General features: G+C 29.7%; 24 protein-coding genes. 16 read left to right on the top strand and 8 right to left on the bottom strand.

The features are described 5' to 3' along the window. Window positions 1-33: 33 nt before the first annotated feature. From rseP to AC5SLL_RS03965, 3 genes are all read left to right on the top strand, one after another. A complete protein-coding gene (gene rseP, locus AC5SLL_RS03975; protein WP_494580460.1) occupies window positions 34-1167 on the top strand; it encodes an RIP metalloprotease RseP in 1134 nt (377 codons plus the stop codon). Window positions 1168-1307: 140 nt separating this feature from the next. Further along, complete coding sequence (locus AC5SLL_RS03970; protein ID WP_271495401.1) at window positions 1308-1583, top strand: HU family DNA-binding protein; 276 nt, start codon at window positions 1308-1310, stop codon at window positions 1581-1583. Window positions 1584-1728: 145 nt separating this feature from the next. Then, the gene (locus AC5SLL_RS03965) at window positions 1729-3030 is read left to right on the top strand and encodes an ammonium transporter family protein (RefSeq protein WP_494586176.1); all 1302 of its coding nucleotides are present in this window, start codon (window positions 1729-1731) and stop codon (window positions 3028-3030) included. Between the two features lie 60 nt (window positions 3031-3090). Here AC5SLL_RS03965 and bcp read toward each other — a convergent pair whose 3' ends face one another. After that, entirely contained in the window at window positions 3091-3552 is a 462-nt protein-coding gene (gene bcp, locus AC5SLL_RS03960) for a thioredoxin-dependent thiol peroxidase (RefSeq protein ID WP_494586175.1), read from the bottom strand. Continuing rightward, window positions 3545-4546, bottom strand: a complete 1002-nt coding sequence (locus AC5SLL_RS03955; protein WP_494586174.1) for a glycosyltransferase family 2 protein — start codon at window positions 4544-4546, stop codon at window positions 3545-3547. Before AC5SLL_RS03955 ends, bcp begins: the two co-directional genes overlap by 8 nt. A 31-nt stretch (window positions 4547-4577) precedes the next feature. On the opposite strand from AC5SLL_RS03955, the gene AC5SLL_RS03950 reads away from it, so the two are divergent. Then, a complete protein-coding gene (locus AC5SLL_RS03950) occupies window positions 4578-4961 on the top strand; it encodes a rhodanese-like domain-containing protein (RefSeq protein ID WP_494586173.1) in 384 nt (127 codons plus the stop codon). A gap of 1 nt (window position 4962) precedes the next feature. Here the strand turns inward: AC5SLL_RS03950 and AC5SLL_RS03945 are convergent, their stop codons facing one another. Together AC5SLL_RS03945 and AC5SLL_RS03940 are read right to left on the bottom strand one after the other, a co-directional pair. After that, the gene (locus tag AC5SLL_RS03945) at window positions 4963-5541 is read right to left on the bottom strand and encodes a 2-hydroxychromene-2-carboxylate isomerase (protein ID WP_494586172.1); all 579 of its coding nucleotides are present in this window, start codon (window positions 5539-5541) and stop codon (window positions 4963-4965) included. Further along, window positions 5534-6007 carry an ABA4-like family protein gene (locus AC5SLL_RS03940; RefSeq protein ID WP_494586171.1) on the bottom strand — a complete coding sequence of 158 codons (474 nt, stop codon included), beginning with the start codon at window positions 6005-6007 and terminating at the stop codon, window positions 5534-5536. The genes AC5SLL_RS03945 and AC5SLL_RS03940 overlap by 8 nt, the downstream gene beginning before the upstream one ends. A 28-nt stretch (window positions 6008-6035) precedes the next feature. Here AC5SLL_RS03940 and AC5SLL_RS03935 point away from each other — a divergent pair, with 28 nt between their 5' ends. Next, a complete protein-coding gene (locus AC5SLL_RS03935) occupies window positions 6036-6599 on the top strand; it encodes a regulatory protein RecX (RefSeq protein ID WP_494572667.1) in 564 nt (187 codons plus the stop codon). On the opposite strand, the gene AC5SLL_RS03930 is transcribed toward AC5SLL_RS03935, so the two are convergent. The 3 genes from AC5SLL_RS03930 to AC5SLL_RS03920 are packed head-to-tail and all read right to left on the bottom strand — an operon-like array spanning window position 6591 to window position 7668. Continuing rightward, the gene (locus AC5SLL_RS03930; protein ID WP_494572666.1) at window positions 6591-6731 is read right to left on the bottom strand and encodes a hypothetical protein; all 141 of its coding nucleotides are present in this window, start codon (window positions 6729-6731) and stop codon (window positions 6591-6593) included. The genes AC5SLL_RS03935 and AC5SLL_RS03930 overlap by 9 nt on opposite strands. Then, complete coding sequence (locus AC5SLL_RS03925) at window positions 6731-7501, bottom strand: 3'(2'),5'-bisphosphate nucleotidase CysQ family protein (RefSeq protein ID WP_494586170.1); 771 nt, start codon at window positions 7499-7501, stop codon at window positions 6731-6733. The genes AC5SLL_RS03930 and AC5SLL_RS03925 overlap by 1 nt, the downstream gene beginning before the upstream one ends. Beyond that, on the bottom strand, window positions 7498-7668 hold the full coding sequence (locus tag AC5SLL_RS03920; RefSeq protein WP_494586169.1) for a DUF3553 domain-containing protein: 171 nt from the start codon (window positions 7666-7668) through the stop codon (window positions 7498-7500). The genes AC5SLL_RS03925 and AC5SLL_RS03920 overlap by 4 nt, the downstream gene beginning before the upstream one ends. Window positions 7669-7709: 41 nt before the next feature. On the opposite strand from AC5SLL_RS03920, the gene mnmA reads away from it, so the two are divergent. Continuing rightward, window positions 7710-8825: a tRNA 2-thiouridine(34) synthase MnmA gene (mnmA, locus tag AC5SLL_RS03915; protein ID WP_494580475.1), complete on the top strand. Its 1116-nt coding sequence runs from the start codon at window positions 7710-7712 to the stop codon at window positions 8823-8825. Here mnmA and AC5SLL_RS03910 read toward each other — a convergent pair. Continuing rightward, window positions 8818-9531, bottom strand: a complete 714-nt coding sequence (locus AC5SLL_RS03910; protein WP_494572662.1) for a hypothetical protein — start codon at window positions 9529-9531, stop codon at window positions 8818-8820. The genes mnmA and AC5SLL_RS03910 overlap by 8 nt on opposite strands. 163 nt (window positions 9532-9694) lie before the next feature. Between AC5SLL_RS03910 and AC5SLL_RS03905 the strand changes: the two genes are divergently transcribed. From AC5SLL_RS03905 to AC5SLL_RS03860, 10 genes are all read left to right on the top strand, one after another. Next, complete coding sequence (locus tag AC5SLL_RS03905; protein ID WP_494586168.1) at window positions 9695-10870, top strand: trans-sulfuration enzyme family protein; 1176 nt, start codon at window positions 9695-9697, stop codon at window positions 10868-10870. Beyond that, window positions 10867-12087: an MFS transporter gene (locus tag AC5SLL_RS03900; RefSeq protein ID WP_494586167.1), complete on the top strand. Its 1221-nt coding sequence runs from the start codon at window positions 10867-10869 to the stop codon at window positions 12085-12087. Before AC5SLL_RS03905 ends, AC5SLL_RS03900 begins: the two co-directional genes overlap by 4 nt. A 3-nt stretch (window positions 12088-12090) precedes the next feature. Beyond that, window positions 12091-13254 carry a chorismate-binding protein gene (locus tag AC5SLL_RS03895; protein WP_494586166.1) on the top strand — a complete coding sequence of 388 codons (1164 nt, stop codon included), beginning with the start codon at window positions 12091-12093 and terminating at the stop codon, window positions 13252-13254. Continuing rightward, window positions 13251-13808, top strand: a complete 558-nt coding sequence (locus AC5SLL_RS03890; protein WP_494586165.1) for an aminodeoxychorismate/anthranilate synthase component II — start codon at window positions 13251-13253, stop codon at window positions 13806-13808. Before AC5SLL_RS03895 ends, AC5SLL_RS03890 begins: the two co-directional genes overlap by 4 nt. Next, window positions 13771-14541, top strand: coding sequence for an aminotransferase class IV (locus AC5SLL_RS03885; protein ID WP_494586164.1), 771 nt, complete (start codon window positions 13771-13773; stop codon window positions 14539-14541). Before AC5SLL_RS03890 ends, AC5SLL_RS03885 begins: the two co-directional genes overlap by 38 nt. A 5-nt stretch (window positions 14542-14546) precedes the next feature. After that, complete coding sequence (locus AC5SLL_RS03880) at window positions 14547-14945, top strand: HIT family protein (RefSeq protein ID WP_494586163.1); 399 nt, start codon at window positions 14547-14549, stop codon at window positions 14943-14945. A gap of 104 nt (window positions 14946-15049) precedes the next feature. Beyond that, window positions 15050-15844 (top strand): adenylyl-sulfate reductase, encoded by a 795-nt coding sequence (locus AC5SLL_RS03875; protein ID WP_494572655.1) that lies wholly within the window; start codon window positions 15050-15052, stop codon window positions 15842-15844. 19 nt (window positions 15845-15863) lie between these two features. Then, the gene (gene aprB, locus AC5SLL_RS03870; protein WP_494580488.1) at window positions 15864-16334 is read left to right on the top strand and encodes an adenylyl-sulfate reductase subunit beta; all 471 of its coding nucleotides are present in this window, start codon (window positions 15864-15866) and stop codon (window positions 16332-16334) included. Next, a complete protein-coding gene (gene aprA, locus AC5SLL_RS03865; protein WP_494580490.1) occupies window positions 16334-18193 on the top strand; it encodes an adenylyl-sulfate reductase subunit alpha in 1860 nt (619 codons plus the stop codon). The genes aprB and aprA overlap by 1 nt, the downstream gene beginning before the upstream one ends. An 18-nt stretch (window positions 18194-18211) precedes the next feature. After that, window positions 18212-18562 carry a hypothetical protein gene (locus tag AC5SLL_RS03860; RefSeq protein WP_494580492.1) on the top strand — a complete coding sequence of 117 codons (351 nt, stop codon included), beginning with the start codon at window positions 18212-18214 and terminating at the stop codon, window positions 18560-18562. The last annotated feature ends 231 nt before the right edge of the window (window positions 18563-18793 follow it).

The following is an 18793-nucleotide window of genomic DNA, read 5'->3' as shown; positions in this document are numbered from 1 at the left end:
TTTAGTTTAAAAACAGTATTATTAATTATCATTATGTTATCTTATATTTTACCCTTTATAGCTCTAATTGTTGTAGTGGTTTTTATCCATGAATATGGGCACTATTATTTTGCTAAACGCTATGGAGTAGGGGTTACTGATTTTTCCATTGGATTTGGAAAAGAAATGTTTGGTTGGAATGATAAATCTGGTACGCGATGGAAGATCTGTGTCATACCACTTGGTGGATATGTTAAATTTTTTGGTGATAGAAATGTTTATAGCCAAGCTGATAATGAAAAAATTATAAAAGAATATAGTAAAGAAGATCAAGAAAAATTATTTGTATTAAAGCCTTTATATCAAAGAGCTTTAATTGTTTTTGGTGGCCCTTTAGCTAATTTTTTATTAGCAATTTTGATATTTTTTTCAATTTATACATTTGCTGGCAAAGACTTTACTCCAGCTGTGATTAATGAAGTTCAAAAAGATAGTCCTGCAATGGTAGCAGGCCTAAAAGATAATGATATTGTGATTTCAATTGATGGCAATGAGGTAAAAAGCATAATGGATGTCTCTAAATTTATCACCATGTCTACTGATGAATTTATAAGCTTTACTATAAAAAGATTTGATCAAGAACTAATTTTTAGAGTTAAGCCCAATTTAGTTAACAGCGAAGACAATCTTGGTAATAAAATCAATAAAAGAATGATTGGCATAAAACTTGGAGCTTACAATAATGAAGTAAACCATGTAAAACTTGGTCCCTCTAAAGCTATATATTATGCTGTTAATGAGGTTTATTATGTGACTACCTCATCACTTAAATACTTAGGTAGTATGATCGCTGGAAATGGTGATAGCTCACAATTAGGTGGACCCATAAGAATTGCAAAAATAAGTGGACAGGTTGCAGAATTTGGTATTTTACCTTTTATTAGTTTAATGGCCTATATTTCTATAAGTTTAGGGCTAATCAATTTGTTTCCAATTCCAATGCTTGATGGTGGACATTTAATGTTTTATGGAATTGAAAAAATATTAGGTCGTCCCTTATCACAAAAAACACAAGAAGGTTTTTTTCGAATCGGTATGTTTTTATTGTTATCATTGATGTTTTTCACCACATTTAATGACCTAAAAGATGTTGGTTTATTTAAGTTTTTTAACAATTACATTTCTTAAATAACCTTTTAAAATCAACGTTTATTTAATTAATCACAATATGTTGGGGTTTCTATTTTAAGAGACACTAATAAAAAGCTTGATTTATAAGGTTTTATGTAAATTATGTGAAAATAACCAATAAAACCGGAGCTAAATAAATGAACAAAAAACAACTAATCGCTAAACTTTCAGGTTCTTTAAACCTAAGTAAAGCTGATGCAGAGCGTACTTTTGATACGATAACAAACACTATTCTAGATGCTTTAAAAGGCGATGATTCAGTTAAGATCGCTGGATTTGGTACTTATAAAGTAGCAAAAAGAAAAGCTAGAGTTGGAAGAAATCCAAGAACTGGAGAGCAAATTCAAATCGGAGCCTCTCAAAAAGTTAAATTCTTACCAGCAAAAGCATTAAAAGAAGTATTCAATAAATAACACTTTTTTTTAAACGGCCTAAATGTTTTAAGTATAAGCAATTAGGCCGTTTCTATATGCGAATACTGCATAGCTATTTTACCTAATCAGCGTTAGTTTTTGTAAGTCACTAAATTATAAGTCTTTTAACTAAACGGGAGGTCTTATGACTAAAATGATTAAACTAATAACGGCACCTTTATATTCATTAGTAATATTAATGGGCTTAACAAGTGTTGGATATGCTGAGACTACAGTTTCAGCAGAAGTAGGGTTTATTTTTAATACTCTATTATTTTTAATTTGTGGTTTCCTTGTCATGTTCATGGCGGCGGGTTTTGCAATGCTAGAATCTGGGATGGTAACTTCAAAAAGTGTATCAGTAATTTGTGCAAAAAATATCGGTTTATTTTCAATAGCTGGAATAATGTTTTGGTTAGTAGGTTATAATTTAGCTTACGGCATACCAGAAGGTGGATATATAGGAACTATTATTCCTTGGTCTGATAGTAGTGCAATTGAAACGGGTTATTCAGATGGATCTGATTGGTATTTCCAAATGGTATTTTGTGCAACCACAGTATCTATTGTATCAGGTGCAATGGCGGAAAGAATTAAATTATGGCCATTCTTTTTATTTGCAGCAATTTTAGCTGGAATTTTATATCCAATCGTAATGGGTTGGCAGTGGGGCGGAGGCTGGTTAGCAGAATTAGGTTTTTCTGATTTTGCTGGCTCAACTCTTGTGCACTCAACTGGTGGTGCTGCAGCTTTAGCAGGTGCAATAATAATTGGACCAAGACTTGGAAGATTTACAAAGTCAGGTGCGCCAGCTCCTATTAAGCCATTTGCTGCTTCATCAATTCCTTTAGTTACAGTTGGTGTATTTATTTTATGGTTAGGCTGGTTTGGTTTCAATGGTGGTTCACAACTAGCTATGGGAACTGCTGCTGATGCAATTGCTGTGTCAACAATCTTTATTAATACGTTCTTAGCTGGAGCTGGTGGTGTAATGGCTGCTGCAACAGTTACAAGATTAGGATTTGGAAAAACTGACGTTGTACAGATGCTTAATGGATGTATTGGTGGATTAGTTGCAATCACAGCTGAACCATTAATGCCATCTCCATTAGCTGCTATCTTAATTGGTGGTGTAGGGGGTGTAATTGTTGTCTACGGTACTAAATTATTATTTGCTTTACAAATTGATGATGTTGTAGGAGCTATCCCAGCTCACTTGTTTGCAGGTATCTGGGGAACATTAATTGTACCAGCAACTAACCCTGATGCTTCTTTTAGCGCTCAGTTAATTGGAGTACTAGCAGTTAATATATTTATCTTCGTTATTGCCTACATTGTGTGGTCGATTATGAAGGCAACTGTTGGTCTAAGATTAAGTAAAGAAGCTGAAACAAAAGGAACAGACGTTTCAGAAACAGGTGTAATTGCTTACGCAATTAGAGATTAAAAAATAACTATTGCTCTCTTATAGTTGAAAAGGGGCCCCTAATTGGGGCCTTTTTTATTTCTAAAGGTCTTTTAGGGTACTCAAGACTTCTTGTGCATGATCTTTAACTTTTACATTGTCCCAAATTTTTACAATTTTACCCTTAGGATCAATCAAAAATGTACTTCTAACTACACCCATAAACTCTTTACCCATAAATTTTTTTTTAGCCCAAACTTTATAACTTTTTACAATTTTAATTTCTTCATCTACTAAAAGATCAAATTTAATATTATATTTTTCCTTAAATTTATGATGACTTTTAAGGTTATCTTTTGAAATGCCAAATACCTCACAATTAAGTTTTTTAAATTTGGATAATAATTTATTAAAGTCTTTAGTCTCAATAGTGCATCCTGGAGTATCATCTTTTGGATAAAAATATAGAACTACATATTTTCCAATAGAATTTTTTAATGAATACGAACTACCATTAGTAGAAACTAAATTAAAATTAGGAGCTTTAGAATTTATCTTAAGCATCAACTACTTCATTTGCATCCCATAGTTTTTTATAATCTATAAAAGGGGATAGACCATAACTGGAGTTTATGTTGGTTAAATGCAAAGATAAACTCTTTAAAGGTGATATACAAAATTCATCTTTATAAATATCATTTAAATATTTTTCAAAAGGATCATGTCTATCTAAACAAGTTTTATTAAAGTTTTCCCAATATTTATTAAGTAAATTTTTAGTTGTAAGAAAAGTACACAAGGTCTGATTAATTGTACGCCAATGTCGCTTATTACCAATTATAATATTACTCTTTTGATTATTCATATAAAGATAGGGATAATCAGCAGGACACATAAAAATATCTCTATTAACTTGGGAAGCAATTCTTTCATAAGATGCAATCATTTCTTCTAGCATTGACTCAAAATGTAAATAATCATCCTCTACAAAGTAAATTAAATCTTCACCATATTTTTTTCCTAATTCAAAACATTGAAGCAAGCTTGCCAAATTTGAAAAAGTTTGATGAGTTTTTTGTGGCTTAATTTTATTTTTATATTTTTCATGATCTACTGAAATAATATTAATATCTAGATTGCTTTCATTTACTAATTTTTCTATTTTTTCAAAGTTTTCTTTTTTAGACTTGTCATCTACAATTATCATTTTGAAATTTATATTAGAATATTTGTTTTTAGAAAATTTAATTGATTTTATAAGTGAATTTAAAGATCTTAATGAATATTCAATTTTTGGCTTTTCAAATAATCTTCTTTTATTTTGATCCCAAATCTCAATATCTGTATTGGTTCTAAAAATTAACAGTACAGATTTTACTTTTTTAGTAATTGGAACTTCGCCTAGTGGCAAAACAATAGATTTTTTGTTAATTGAAGAGAGATCATTGCTTAATTCCTTATCAAGAGTGGGGGAGTAAAAATTTGCCTGATCAATAATCTGATATCCTAAAAATTTTGAAATTTTAATAAATAATTTTTTAAGGATGGTCTTTTTCATATAATTGTTTATGATTATATTTTACAGTATTATGAGTATTAAATCATCACAAACTCTTGTTTCTGAGGCACTTAAAGAAATTAAAACTATTACTCCTGCAGAGGCTTTAAAGCTGTCCAATGAAGGAAAATGTAATTTAATTGATATTAGAGAAAAAGGTGAATTGGATAAAATGGGTAGAGTTGAAAACTCTAACCATATTCCTAGAGGAATGTTAGAATTTTGGTTAGATCCAAATAGTGCTTATTTTAAAGATGGTAAGCTGGACATGAATAAAGAAATGGTTTTATTTTGTGCGGGCGGTTTAAGATCTGCTCTTGCTGCAAAATCTTTAAAAGAAATGGGCTTTGAAAAGGTTTCACATATTGATGGTGGATTTGCTGCAATTAGTCAAAGTGATTTTGAAATAGTCTAACCTAACTACTGTATTCATCTAATGCATACTCTAATCGATCTTGACCCCAAAATATTTGATTATTAATCATAAAAGTTGGTGCACCAAATATTCCTTTTTCGTGAGCATCTTTAGTAGCCTCTTTTAATTTATCTTTAATCATTTGTTCTTTAATTGTTTCAAAAAATTGATCAGGATCAATTTTGCAATTTTTAAGAAGAGTAATTAATATCTTTTCATCAGTAATATCCAAATTGTTTTTCCAATATGCATCAAACATTGTATTTACATACTGGTCTTTAATACTTGAATTCACTGAAAAATAACCACGCATGATATTTAATGAGTTTAGGGGAAACTTATCATTCCACTTAAAATTAAAATTAAATTTTTTTGCAACAAGATTGCAATCATTAATCATATTTTTTAATTTTGATTTTATAAACGCGGGAGCTGTTATTCCCTCTAAATTGTGAAGACCACCTAACAATATAGGCTTATAACTTGTTCTAATACTGCTTGGAAGTGACTGGATTTTTTTATGAGCCAGGTATGCATATGGACTTATAAAATCAAAATAGAATTCTAATTCCTTAGTCATATAGACTTATTTTTTTTGAATAAAAAATTCTTATAAACCAATAAATAGTAATTCCTATTGGTCCAATAAAATAAGTTAATATGAGAGGTAAAGTTATCAATATCTTATTGATACCAAATTTTTGAGAGTCTTTAACGATCCATCCACCACAAAATAAATTTATAGCTAAAAAATGACACCAAAATAAAATTAAAAAAGATCTATCTGAAAATAGATTTAAAATTGAGCTTAACCCTAAATAAAGCTCAAAATTTCCTAGAAAATCATAACCATCATTAAACAATGAATATAACAAATAAGAATAAACCAAGCTTATTATAGAAATAGGAAAGATTGACGTTATAAAAACCTTACATATTTGTGATTGTGGAAAAATTATTAACACTAGCCAGAATGGCAAAACACCTAAATTCAACCATAGAAAAATCATCTCAATAGTAAAATATGTATAAATTTGATCAATCATTTTTTAGTGTATTATATTACAAGATAGCATGATTCCCATAAGAAATAGAAAAAAAACACTAGAAGTTACCATGGAAGAAATGAGAAATTTTTCATTCGCTTACATAGAGAAATATGCTCCTTCAAAACAACAACTACGAACCTACTTATTAAAAAAATATTTAAAAGCAAATGTCCCTAATGTTAAAAAACAAGATATTACTGATTTGATAGATATTGTTTTAGTAGATCTTGAAAAAAGTAAATTTATTAGTGATAAATTTTATTCAGAAAGTAAATCAAGAAGTCTTATTCAAAGAGGTAGCTCAATTAATAAAATTAGAAACTACCTAATGGTAAAGGGCATTGATGACACCTACATCAAAGAAACTATTGATAAGATTAAAGAGGATAATTCTGATCAAGATTTTTTCTCAGGTATAAAGATTTGTAAAAAAAAGAGAATTGGACCTGCTAGAGCAGAAGACAATAGACCTTTATTTTACAAAAAAGACATTTCTTTGCTTGCTAGAAATGGTTTTGACTTTGAAACATCAAAAAGAATAATGGATATTGATCAAGCTGACTATTTAAAGATAATTAAACTACTTTGATTTTTTTTTATCTTCCTTAACTAATTGGTTGATAATATTTTTGATATAATTTCTTACAAATACAAAAGTTACAAGACCAAATATTGAAACTGAAACTATTATAATCAATATTATTCTTAATTGTTCATCCATTACAGTATATTTTTACTTTTTAAAATTAAACTTGGGTTTTTAAAACTCGGTTTACCATAAAGTATTTCACGACCATTAAAATCTGTTATTTTACCTCCTGCATGTTCAAGTATTGCGTGCCCCGCTGCAATGTCCCACTCACAAGCTCTAGGCTCAGCAACATACATATCAAATTCACCAGCAGCAATTACACAAAATTTCAAGGAGCTTTTCATTTTTTGATATGAGGTAATATTATTTTTTTTATGTATTTCTAAAATCTCTGGTTTCAATTCATTAGAATAACTTACAGCTGTTATTGTATCATGATTTTTTTTTTTATTTATTAATTGAATTTCTTGAGCGTTAATCAACTCATAACTATGTGATAATCCATAAGAGTAAAAAACTCTATTCTTTGCAGGAGCAGTTATAATTCCAATTGCTGGTTTTTTATCTAAGATTAATGATGCATTGAGAGTAAATTCATTTCTATTATTTATGTAATCCCTAGTCCCATCTATTGGATCTATTAACCAGAAATTATTTAAATCAATATCCTGCTTGTGATTTGCACTCTCTTCTGAAACAATTATAATATTAGGTGTAATCTCTTTTATTTTCTTAGTAAGAAGTTTATTAACCTCAATATCTCCATTACTTACAGGCGTACTGTCCGACTTAGTTTCTTTTATTAATCCTACCTCTCTAAGATCCAAAGCTACTTTTCCTGCTTTATTAAAAGTATCTATTAACGAAAGGGTTATTTTCTTTTTTTCTTCTAAATTCATTTATATAATTTTTTTAATTTTATTAGTTTAGAATTGATTACTTTTTTTCCTACATTTTCAAAATTTACTGTAACTTTACCATTAATTATTGATTGAACTTGTCCAATACCCCATTCTTTGTTGTCAGGATTAGTTACTTTGTCACCAGGTTCAAAATCTAAAATCATTAATTTACTTATAGATAATATACTAATAAATATTATTAAATATGACAAAATTGAATTCAATTGGAATAGCCAAAGATCCAAAAGATACGTTAGTTGTTGTTGCTATGTCTGGAGGAGTCGACTCCTCAACAGTTGCAGCGATGATGAAAAACGAGGGCTATAACGTTATTGGAATAACACTAAAGCTCTACAATGATAATAAAGAAACCGCATCTTCAAAACAATGCTGTGCCGGACAAGATATTATGGATGCAAAAAGGGTAGCTGATAAATTAAAAATTGAACATAAAATTTTATATTATCAAAATAAATTTAAAGAGGGAGTTATTGATAACTTTATTGATAGCTATCTAAATGGAGAAACACCCATTCCTTGTGTTCAATGTAATAAAACAGTTAAGTTTACAGATTTGTTTAAAGAAGCAAAAAGGTTAAAAGCTGACGCACTAGTTACAGGACACTACGTAAAAAGTATAACAGACTTTGATAATACTGATATGTATCGTGGAATTGACTTAAATAGAGATCAAAGTTATTTTCTATTCAATACAACAAAAGATCAATTAAATTTTCTAAGATTTCCACTTGGAAACTTGCTAAAAGATGAAACTAGAAAAATAGCAAGAGATTTAGATCTTAATGTTGCAGATAAACCGGACAGTCAGGATATTTGTTTTGTTCCAAATGGTGATTATGCTTCTGTTATAGAAAAATTTAGACCTAATTCTTTTAGCAAAGGGAACATCAAGAATATTGACGGTGATGTAATAGGAGTACATGATGGCATAATTAACTATACAATTGGCCAAAGAAAAGGAATTGGTGTTTCTGATAAAAATCCTTTGTATGTAATAAAAATAATTGCTAATAAAAATGAAATAATCGTTGGCTCTAAAGAGCATCTTGTTAAAACAGAAATAAATTTAAAAGATTTAAATATTATTACCAATAATCATAAAGATTTCGAAAAAGAATTATTAGTCAAAGTTAGATCCACTGGAAGACTAATAAAAGCTAAAATTGATATAAACAGCACTACAGCTAATGTTCTTTTATTAGAAGAGGAGCATGGTATTGCTCCAGGTCAAGCGTGTGTTTTTTATTCAAAAAATAATAATGGGTATAAAGTTCTTGGGGGTGGGTGGATAACTAATTAATTTTTTTTTTCCACATCAAGTAAGTTAATAGATAAAATGTTATTACGCCTATAAAATAATTCCATTCTAAACCATGTTTAAAAAATTTTACACTAAAACCTAAAAAATTATTACCTGGTAAACTAATTATAGGGACACTTATTACTGCTACAACAATTAAAATACTTACAAGATATAATTTTAAAGTTAGATAAGTTTTATTAATATACTTAGATAGTTTATCTTTAAAAGAGTATAAAGTTGCAACTAGATATGCTTGGGCAACAATTTCAAAAATTATAAACATAAGCATAACAACACGTCTGAATAATTTATAAAAATCATTATCAAATTTTATTCCTAGGAAAATTGAGTGAACAGTTAAGGCTATTGCCGAAGCTATCCCAAAATAAACAAATTTATTAATATATTTATGATTTTTTTCAAATGAGGATGCAATAGCTTTATTGAATAGCCAATATTTAATTAATAGGAATGAGGTTAAAAACATTGCTGGTTTAAAAACAAGCCACGACGGATAAGGTCTTGCAGTTCTGCTGATGGAAGCTCCTCCATCAAAATAAGGTATTGTATTGTGGATGATATCCTCTTGATTAGGAAATAATTCTTGAAATTGTGTTATTAGTATTAAGCAAGTATTTACTGCAACAAATGGTACGATAAAAATCCATATACTTATGGACTTAACCTTGTTGATCTGCTCCATTGGAAACTATTTCTTTTTATTTTTTCTTTTGGCTCTTCTTTTTTTAGAACCCTGTTTTCTTCGGCCTCTATGTTTTTTTGGGTAACCCATACTATCCTATAATTAATTTTATTGACGTAATTCGAGGGATATAGCATTCTCCCATGAACTTATCAAATTTTTTATGACTAAATCTTTTAAGACATTCATTAAACATACAGCTAAAGATTACCATAATCAGTCAGTCAACCCTCCAATTGTTCGAGCATCAACTATTATCTTCAAATCCATGCAAGATATTAGAAAAATGCAAGAGAAAAGCAAAAAAGATCCAACGGGCGGACATTTTGATTATGGAAGACAAGGTACGTCAACAACACATATTTTATCACAAATTCTTAAAGAAATTGAAGAGGCTTATCATGTTTTTTTAACTCCAACAGGATTTGGTGCAGTTTTTTTGTCAATCTTCAGTGTTACCCGACCAGGTGATGAAATTATTGTGGCTGATCCCACATATTCACCAACAAGAATTTTAACAGAAAATTTTTTAAGTGAGTTTAATATAAAATCAATTTTTTATAACCCACATGATCTGAAAACTTTAGAAAAAGCAATTACAAAAAAAACTAAATTAATTTTTGTTGAAAATCCAGGAAGTAACACATTTGATTTTCAAGATTTAGGTAAAATAGTTTCAATTGCAAAAAAGAATAAAGTTTTAACTGCAATTGATAATACTTGGGCAACACCATATTTTTTAAAACCTATGAACTTAGGATTTGATATGTCTATAGTATCAGCTACAAAATATTATTCAGGACACTCAGATGTAATGGGTGGAACTTTAGCTGTTAATAAAAAAGTTTTTAAACAAGTTGAAAAAACAAATAAAATTACCGGTCTAAGACTTGGACCAGATGATGCATATTTAATAACAAGGGGTCTTAGGACTTTAGATGTTAGGTTAGATAGACATCAAAAAAATGCAAAATTAGTTGCAGAATTTTTATCCAATTACAAAAATATAAAAATTTTATATCCCCACAAGAAAGATTCATTTAATTTTAGAATGTGGAAAAAATATTATTCTGGTGCCTCAGGATTAATGGGTCTTAAAATAAAATCTAAAAATAAAAATTCAGTGATCAAATTTGTAAATTCTCTTAAGTTATTTGGCTATGGTTATAGTTGGGGTGGGTTTGAAAGTTTGGCTTTATATCAAGACAAAAGAGAACAGGGCAATAGAAAATATTTAAAATTAGCAAAGGATGAACATTTAGTTAGATTACATATTGGTTTAGAGGATCCAAAAGATCTCATTGACGATCTAAAAAGATCTATTAAACATGTTAAATGAGTTCAGAAAAATTTATTCAAAATAGAACAGCTTTAATAACGCTGATTGCAGCCTGTATTGTAGTTTTAATTTCTCTTGGAATTAGACAAACTTTTGGTTTGTTTTTTATGGATTTTAAAAATGATCTGGATATTTCAATAACTCAATCTGGATTAGCAATTGGCATTCAAATGTTAATGTGGGGTTTAACTGGTCCTATATTTGGAGCTATTGCTGACAAATATGGTGGACATAAAGCGATTTGTTTAGCTTTTGTTTTTTATATTTTAGGAATTTATTTTTTATATGCTGGTCCAAATACTGGAATTTTTTTTCAAATAGATTTAGGACTTCTAGTTGGTATTGGTTTGGGAGGAACTGCAATTAGTATTCCAATGTCTATTGTTGGAAAGCATTTTCCATTATCAAACAGAACAATAGCTATGAGTATAGTGACAGCAGTTGGTTCTTTGGGGTATTTTATCTCTCCACTTTATACGAGTTATTCGTTAATTAAAAATGGATGGGTGGACACACTTTTTGTATTCACGATATTCTTATTTATTGGACTTATAGTGGCTTTCTTTGTTAGATCTCCTTCTTTAGCTCAATCCATTGAAAAACCAAACAACCAAAGCGCCTTAGAGGCATTTAAGGAAGCTTTCAAAAACAAAAGTTATATACTTTTAGTCTCTGGGTTTTTTGTATGTGGTTTTCATATAACTTTAGTTGGAACACACGTTCCAAAATACGTAATAGATAGAGGTTTAGAAAGCTGGACGGCTGCTGCAATATTGTCATTAATTGGATTATTTAACATATTTGGTTCTTTATTAAGCGGATATCTATCTACAAAAATTAGTAAAAAAATTATCTTAAGCTCTATTTATGCATTGAGAGGAATTTCAATTATATTATTCATATTTTTACCCGCAAGTAACATTAATGCATTTATCTTTGGTGCAAGTTTTGGTTTTTTATGGTTATCAACAGTACCTGCTACAAGTGGAATAGTTGCTCATATTTTTGGAACAAAATATCTTGGTATTCTTTATGGAATAGTTTTTTTAAGTCATCAAGTAGGCTCATTTTTTGGAGCATTTCTTGGAGGACTATTTCATGATTTATATGGCTCTTATGATTATGCTTGGTATTTAGCAATTGTTTTATCTGTTTTTGCAGCAATAATACATTTACCAATTAAAGAAGAAGCAGTTCTAAGATTAAAAACAGAATAGAAATTGAATAAGAAAAACTACTTACTGGATTTAAATAATTCAAAGAAACCTTTCATAATCTATAAATCAGATAAAGGGTTTGATCTTTATACAGACTTTTCGAAAAAGATCATTTTAAACAAAAATAATATTAAAAAATTTATTAATAAAAATAATAGATCGAGATCCACCCACAAAGAAACAGATCTGTTTATCGGTTTTTTTGGCTATGAAATATTAAATAATTTAATTGAGGTAAAAATTAAAAAACAAAAAACAATAAATTTCCCTAAAGGAATATTTTACAAACCTGAAACAAAATTAAAACTTTCAAACAATCTTGAGTATAACAAAACAAGATCATTAAATGCTAATAATTTATTTAAAATAAATATCAATAAAAAATCCTATAAGAAAATATTTGATAAATTTAAAAAGAAAATAAAATCTGGAGAAACATACCAGATTAAAATTTGTACTAAATATAGCAATAAATCAGAAATTGATGCTTTAGACTTCTTTTGTAGACTTGTAAAAAGTAATATGGCGCCCGAAGCCTTTATGATTAAGGATAAAAATTATTCAATAATAAGCTGCTCACCTGAAAATTTGATAACAAAAAAAAATAATTTTATAACAACGAAGCCTATAGCAGGCACTTTAAAAAAAACTAAAAAATTAAATAAAAATAAAGCCCTTACTTTTTTTAGAAAAAACTTAAAAGAATCCAAAGAACATAATATGATTGTTGATATGGAAAGAAACGACTTATCTAAAATTTGTAAACCAGGCTCAGTAAAAATTTTAAAGAAGAAGATAGTTGAAGAATATAAAGATCTTTATCATTATGTGAGTTTAATTGGAGGACAACTCAAGAATAAAGTTACTTCATTAGAGATTATAAAAGCAATGATGCCAGGGGGTTCTGTAATAGGATGTCCTAAAATTAGTACATTAAATTTGTTAAACAAACAGGAAAAACAAAGTAGAAATATTTATACAGGTAGTTTTGGTTACTTAAAGTTCAATGGTGATATGAGGTTTAATATCATTATTAGATCAATATTAAATTTTAAAGGTAAATCAGAAATTTCTGTGGCTTCAGGAGTGGTAATTGACAGCAATGCAGCTCATGAATTTAATGAAAACTATATTAAAGCAAAATCATTAATGGATCTTTACAAATGATATACATTATCGATCATCATGACTCTTTTACTCAAAACGTAGTACATCAATTTCAAAATTTTGATGAAGTGGTTTGTACTAATTTTAATAAAATAAATCAAAATAAATTAAAAAAAGCAGATATTATTGTTTTTTCACCAGGTCCAGGTGCTCCGAAAGACTATCCAATTAGTTCTGAGATTTATAAAAAATTCAAAGGTAAAAAAAAAATTATTGGAATTTGTCTTGGGTTTCAACAAATTCTTCATTGTGAAAATGGAAAAATAATTGAACAAAAAAAGATTTACCACGGTTTCCAATCTAAAATAAAAGTAACTAGTAAAAACTCATTATTCAAAAAAAAAAGTCAATTCACAGTAGGTAGATATCACTCTCTAAAATTAAAAGAGCCGTTTACTGCGAAAAATTTTGAAATTACAATGAGGTGTGCTATTTCAAATACAGCAATGACAATAGAAAATAATAAAGAGAAAATATATGGCTTTCAATTTCACCCTGAATCTTTTTTAACTGAAAATGGTAACTTACTTATTAAAAAAATCTTATCAGCTTAAAACCAACCAAGAAATTAATTTTAATGATCTTTGGGGGGACAAGGGTGTGTTTACAACAATGTGGATTTTTGGAAAACCAGCAAAGATACTTTTTTTTAAAAAACATATTAAAAATTTAATTAAATCTTTAAAGGTTTATAAATTAAATACTCCCAATCTTGAAAAAAATATTCTTAAATTAATAAAATTAAATATTAATAGAAAAAAATCTTATAATCATCTTCTTAGGGTTGCTGTAAATAAAAAAATGATATCAATTTCATTCAGAAATAGGAAAACTCCTAAATTAAATTTTAATTTAAAACTCATAAATCATAAAAGATTTGATCCTAAATATAAAAATCTTAAATATAAGTTTATACTTAAGCATTTATCAAAAATGAATAATACTACCTCGGATGTGGGACTTTGTTACAAAAATACTATCTTAGAAAGTGGAACTTCAAATATGCTATTTATAAAAAATGATAAAGTGTATTCTCCACTAAATAATATTTACAAAGGTATAACTTATAGGTTTTTTAAAAAGAAATTAGGAAAAATTATTAGTAAAGATATTGTGATTAAAAATTTATCTGAGTATGAAGAAATCCTTCTTATTGGCTCTGGAAAAGGTGTTGCATCAATAAAAAATATTAATGAAATTAATTGGAAGAGAAAAAGTTTAAAATTTTATAAAATATTTTCTAGTTTTTATAAAAGTGAAATTAACAAATGTTCTATCTATAAATAATATTTATGTTTGACCCAAACAATCCTTGTTTATTCTGCAATTCTAAACAAAGTGGTTTGGCCGCTGAAAATGAGTTTGCTTATGCTAGTTATGACACATATCCTGTGTCTGAATTTCATTGTTTAATTATTCCAAAACGTCATGTTAGGGATTATTTTGATTTAAATAATGATGAGGTGATTGCTTGCAATAATTTAATCAAGCAAATTAAAGAAGAAATAATGTTAAAAGATCCTGCAGTTAAAGGGTTTAATATTGGAACAAATGCTGGCGCTATTGCTGGACAGTCAATCTTGCATTGTCATATTCATTTAATTCCTCGTAGAGAAGGCGATGTTGATAACCCACAAGGAGGAGTTCGGTCGGTTATACCAAAGCAACAACACTACAAGCGCAAGGTGTAAAACCTTATATGATAAAATAACCCATATAAAACGGTTGATCTATTATTTCAACTGTACTAAAAAATCACAATCAATATAGAATCTAAATTAAGGTACAACTAATTATGATGTCAATTAACCCTTTTTCAGTTTTGGCTGAAACTATATCTCCAGCAGCAATACAATTTTTTGTATTAGCAATGATTGCTCTTATTATTATTGGAACAATTATTCAGATGATCCATCATAAAAATGTTACTTATTTTTTTAATAACGCAAAAAAAGCAAAATTGTCAGCTGATAGAGAATTGGGTGCAGCTGAAAAAACATCAGTAATTTTAAAAACTGTAGTACATGACATTGCAACAACAGCAGAACTTGGAGCTGGAAAAAGAAGAGTTGCGCATGTACTAGGTATGTACGGCACTATTTTATTTTGGGTAGCCTCAGTTGTAATGGTTTTTTGTTATACTGGGAAAGAAATAATGACACCTACAATATGGCCAATGATTTGGCATATTGGTGCAATTATGACTTGTGTTGGTGGATATTGGTTTTGGTTATTTTTAAGAGTTGATGTATTAGCCGAAGCTCATCCTTGGTATAGAATTATTAAAGCAGACTTATTTGTTTTAGCATTATTAGCTTGCGCAACTACTGGACTTGCATGGTCTTATTTTCAATCATCAAATTCAATGGGACTTAGTTATTTATTTTTAATTTTATTTATTACCTCAAACATTGTTTTATTTGGGGGAGTTTATTGGTCAAAATTTGCACACATGTTTTATAAACCTGGTGCAGCTATCCAAAAAAACTTAGCTGAAGCAGATGGTTCAAGAGATAATCTTCCTCCACTTGCAGATGCACCAAAACAATTTGGATTAGGCATTAAAAGAGAACAACCAAAGCACTATTAATAGAGAGAGGTAAAATAATATGTCAACTTTTGTATACATGACGAGATGTGATGGATGTGGTCACTGCGTAGATATTTGTCCTTCAGATATCATGCACATTGATGAAAATATTAGAAGAGCAGTAAATATCGAGCCTAACTTTTGTTGGGAATGTTATTCATGTGTAAAAGCGTGCCCTAATCATGCAATAGATGTTCGTGGTTATGCAGACTTTGCACCAATGGGTCACAGTGTTAGGGTTAGACGTGAAGAAGAAAAAGGAACTATCTCTTGGAAAATTAAATTTAGAAATGGAACTACAAAGGATTTTGTGTCTCCAATTACAACAAAGCCTTGGGGAAAATTTATACCAAAATTAGCTGAAGTTGATAAACCTAATCAAGGTGAAATTAATTCACAAAGACTTTACACTGAACCAAAAGGTTTAAATATTGATGGAGATTTACCGTCAGTTCCAAAAGACTCATTTAAAAAAGGAGTTTACTACTAATGGCTAAGCATAAGACACATTTTGAAGATTGTGATGTTTTAGTAGTTGGTGGAGGTATGGCTGGAACAGGTGCTACATTTGAAGCTAGACACTGGGGCAGAGATATGAAAATCATCTGTGTTGAAAAAGCTAATATTGATAGAAGTGGAGCGGTTGCTCAAGGTCTTTATGCTATCAACTGTTATATGGGTATGCAGTGGGGAGAAAACCAACCCGAAGATCACGTAAGATATGCTCGAAATGATTTAATGGGAATGGTTAGAGAAGATTTAGGATATGATATGGCTCGTCACGTAGATTCAACTGTTCATATGTTTGATGAGTGGGGATTACCAATGATGAAGAATGAAAAAACTGGCCGTTACCTTAGAGAAGGTAAATGGCAGATCATGATTCATGGAGAAAGCTATAAGCCAATTGTTGCTGAAGCTGCCAAAAAATCTGCTGATAAAATTTATAATAGAATAATGATTACTCATCTTTTAATGGATGAGACTCAAGAAAATAGAGTAGGTGGTGCTGTAGGCTTCAACATGAGAACCGGTGATTTTCATGTATTTAGATCAAAGACTGTAATCGTTGCAGCAGGTGGAGCTTCTCATATTTTCAAACCAAGAGCCGTTGGTGAAGGAATGGGAAGAACTTGGTATGCACCATGGAGTAATGGTTCTGCTTATGCATTACCAATTGCAGCTGGTGCTAAAATGACACAAATGGAAAATAGAATTGTGTTATGTAGATTTAAAGATGGTTATGGTCCAGTTGGAGCATATTTTTTACATCTTAAAACTTATACTCAAAATGCGAATGGAGAAAACTACGAGAAGAAATGGTACGACCAAACTAAAGAATTAGTTGGTGAATACATTGACCATCATCCAACTCCAACATGTTTAAGAAATCATGCATTTATTCAAGAAACAATGGCAGGTGGTGGACCAATTCACATGGTTACTACTGAAGCATTCCAAGATCCACATTTAGAGACTGTTGGCTGGGAAAATTTCCTTGGTATGACGGTTGGTCAAGCTGTTGTTTGGGCATCACAAAATATTGACCCTAAGTACACAAATCCAGAACTAACAACATCTGAGCCTTACGTTATGGGTTCTCATGCAACTTGTTCAGGAGCTTGGGTAAGTGGACCAGAAGACTTATCTCCACCAGAATACTTTTGGGGATACAATAGAATGTTAACTATTGATGGACTTTTTGGTGCTGGAGATACAGTTGGTGGAAGTGCACATAAATTTTCATCTGGATCTTTCACAGAAGGACGTTTAGCTGCAAAAGCTGCTGTAAAATATATTGAAGATAAAAAAGCTGAAGGAATTAAAGTTTCTGATAAACAATGTGAAGATTTTAAAGCTACAGTTTATAAACCTTTAGAAAACTACACTGTAGGTCAAAACGAAATTACTGGTGGAACCGTTTCACCAAGCTACATTTCACCTATTCAAGGACTACAACGTCTACAAAGAATTATGGACGAATATGTAGGAGGAATTGCAACTAACTATATGACCAATGGTAATATGCTTAAAAGAGGCTTAGAATTATTGGCTTGGTTAGAGGAAGATTTAGAAAACGTTGGTGCTAAAGATTACCACGAACTGATGAGAGCTTGGGAATTAAAGCATAGAGCTTTAACTTCACAGTGTGTTACAGAACATACTATGTTTCGTGAGGAAACACGTTGGCCTGGTTACTATTACAGAGGTGATCACATGAAACTTGACGATGATAATTGGCATTGTTTAACGGTTTCTAGACGTGATCCTAAAACTGGTAAATTTTCACTTGAGAAAGTTCCAGTATATCACATAGTTGACGAGAACGAGAAGAAAAAAGCTTCTTAAAATAGTAAAACTTAAATTATGAATTTATTAGAGAAATCTGATGATGAGATTATAGCAATTGCTAATCCTATTTGGGACAATCTTGTTAAAACTTCAAATATGAAAGATTATGGTGGTTTCACTAAAGATTTTGGTACTCAAATGTTGTTTGGTGCGAATGAAGTTGAGCTTGGAAAGCAGTGGGCTAATAATAAGCTTTTAACAAGCTTAAAAGAAGACTATCAGGCTTTTGGCTGTTTAAGACGAGGCCAAAACATCACAGTTCTATTCAAACAGAGGAGTAAGGAAATTGAAGGTGAGTTCCTTGGAAGATTGGTGCTTGGTGTTGAGGGGGATGAAGTCAAAGTTTTTGGAGCGACCATCTACTAATAAAAAAAAATCATTTTAGATAAACTATTTATTTGACAAATAATTAACTGGGTGTATTGACGGTTGTAATGTCAATTTTCAACATAAAAATAATAAATAAACTCTCAAATTTTAAAGCAACTTTAATAAAAACAGGGATCCTCGTTAGTCTAGCTGCTTATTGGGGTGTTATTTTAATTGGAACTTTTATTACATTTAATTAGGTTGTTTTTTAACAACTATTAATTTTTT

The organism is Candidatus Pelagibacter sp. PS_43, assembly GCF_059417795.1.
This window is presented reverse-complemented; position numbering and strand designations above follow the sequence as displayed.

What these genes read in the sequence shown, in the direction of transcription:
- rseP (WP_494580460.1), top strand. Translation starts at nt 34, where the DNA reads ATGTTATCTTATATTTTACCCTTTATAGCTCTAATTGTTGTAGTGGTT.
- bcp (WP_494586175.1), bottom strand. Translation starts at nt 3,552, where the DNA reads ATGCTTAAGATAAATTCTAAAGCTCCTAATTTTAATTTAGTTTCTACT.
- AC5SLL_RS03945 (WP_494586172.1), bottom strand. Translation starts at nt 5,541, where the DNA reads ATGACTAAGGAATTAGAATTCTATTTTGATTTTATAAGTCCATATGCA.
- AC5SLL_RS03950 (WP_494586173.1), top strand. Translation starts at nt 4,578, where the DNA reads ATGAGTATTAAATCATCACAAACTCTTGTTTCTGAGGCACTTAAAGAA.
- AC5SLL_RS03880 (WP_494586163.1), top strand. Translation starts at nt 14,547, where the DNA reads ATGTTTGACCCAAACAATCCTTGTTTATTCTGCAATTCTAAACAAAGT.
- AC5SLL_RS03970 (WP_271495401.1), top strand. Translation starts at nt 1,308, where the DNA reads ATGAACAAAAAACAACTAATCGCTAAACTTTCAGGTTCTTTAAACCTA.
- AC5SLL_RS03860 (WP_494580492.1), top strand. Translation starts at nt 18,212, where the DNA reads ATGAATTTATTAGAGAAATCTGATGATGAGATTATAGCAATTGCTAAT.
- AC5SLL_RS03900 (WP_494586167.1), top strand. Translation starts at nt 10,867, where the DNA reads ATGAGTTCAGAAAAATTTATTCAAAATAGAACAGCTTTAATAACGCTG.
- AC5SLL_RS03875 (WP_494572655.1), top strand. Translation starts at nt 15,050, where the DNA reads ATGATGTCAATTAACCCTTTTTCAGTTTTGGCTGAAACTATATCTCCA.
- mnmA (WP_494580475.1), top strand. Translation starts at nt 7,710, where the DNA reads ATGACAAAATTGAATTCAATTGGAATAGCCAAAGATCCAAAAGATACG.
- AC5SLL_RS03905 (WP_494586168.1), top strand. Translation starts at nt 9,695, where the DNA reads ATGACTAAATCTTTTAAGACATTCATTAAACATACAGCTAAAGATTAC.
- aprB (WP_494580488.1), top strand. Translation starts at nt 15,864, where the DNA reads ATGTCAACTTTTGTATACATGACGAGATGTGATGGATGTGGTCACTGC.
- AC5SLL_RS03930 (WP_494572666.1), bottom strand. Translation starts at nt 6,731, where the DNA reads ATGGATGAACAATTAAGAATAATATTGATTATAATAGTTTCAGTTTCA.
- AC5SLL_RS03925 (WP_494586170.1), bottom strand. Translation starts at nt 7,501, where the DNA reads ATGAATTTAGAAGAAAAAAAGAAAATAACCCTTTCGTTAATAGATACT.
- AC5SLL_RS03955 (WP_494586174.1), bottom strand. Translation starts at nt 4,546, where the DNA reads ATGAAAAAGACCATCCTTAAAAAATTATTTATTAAAATTTCAAAATTT.
- aprA (WP_494580490.1), top strand. Translation starts at nt 16,334, where the DNA reads ATGGCTAAGCATAAGACACATTTTGAAGATTGTGATGTTTTAGTAGTT.
- AC5SLL_RS03965 (WP_494586176.1), top strand. Translation starts at nt 1,729, where the DNA reads ATGACTAAAATGATTAAACTAATAACGGCACCTTTATATTCATTAGTA.
- AC5SLL_RS03885 (WP_494586164.1), top strand. Translation starts at nt 13,771, where the DNA reads ATGGTAACTTACTTATTAAAAAAATCTTATCAGCTTAAAACCAACCAA.
- AC5SLL_RS03940 (WP_494586171.1), bottom strand. Translation starts at nt 6,007, where the DNA reads ATGATTGATCAAATTTATACATATTTTACTATTGAGATGATTTTTCTA.
- AC5SLL_RS03920 (WP_494586169.1), bottom strand. Translation starts at nt 7,668, where the DNA reads ATGATTTTAGATTTTGAACCTGGTGACAAAGTAACTAATCCTGACAAC.
- AC5SLL_RS03910 (WP_494572662.1), bottom strand. Translation starts at nt 9,531, where the DNA reads ATGGAGCAGATCAACAAGGTTAAGTCCATAAGTATATGGATTTTTATC.
- AC5SLL_RS03935 (WP_494572667.1), top strand. Translation starts at nt 6,036, where the DNA reads ATGATTCCCATAAGAAATAGAAAAAAAACACTAGAAGTTACCATGGAA.
- AC5SLL_RS03890 (WP_494586165.1), top strand. Translation starts at nt 13,251, where the DNA reads ATGATATACATTATCGATCATCATGACTCTTTTACTCAAAACGTAGTA.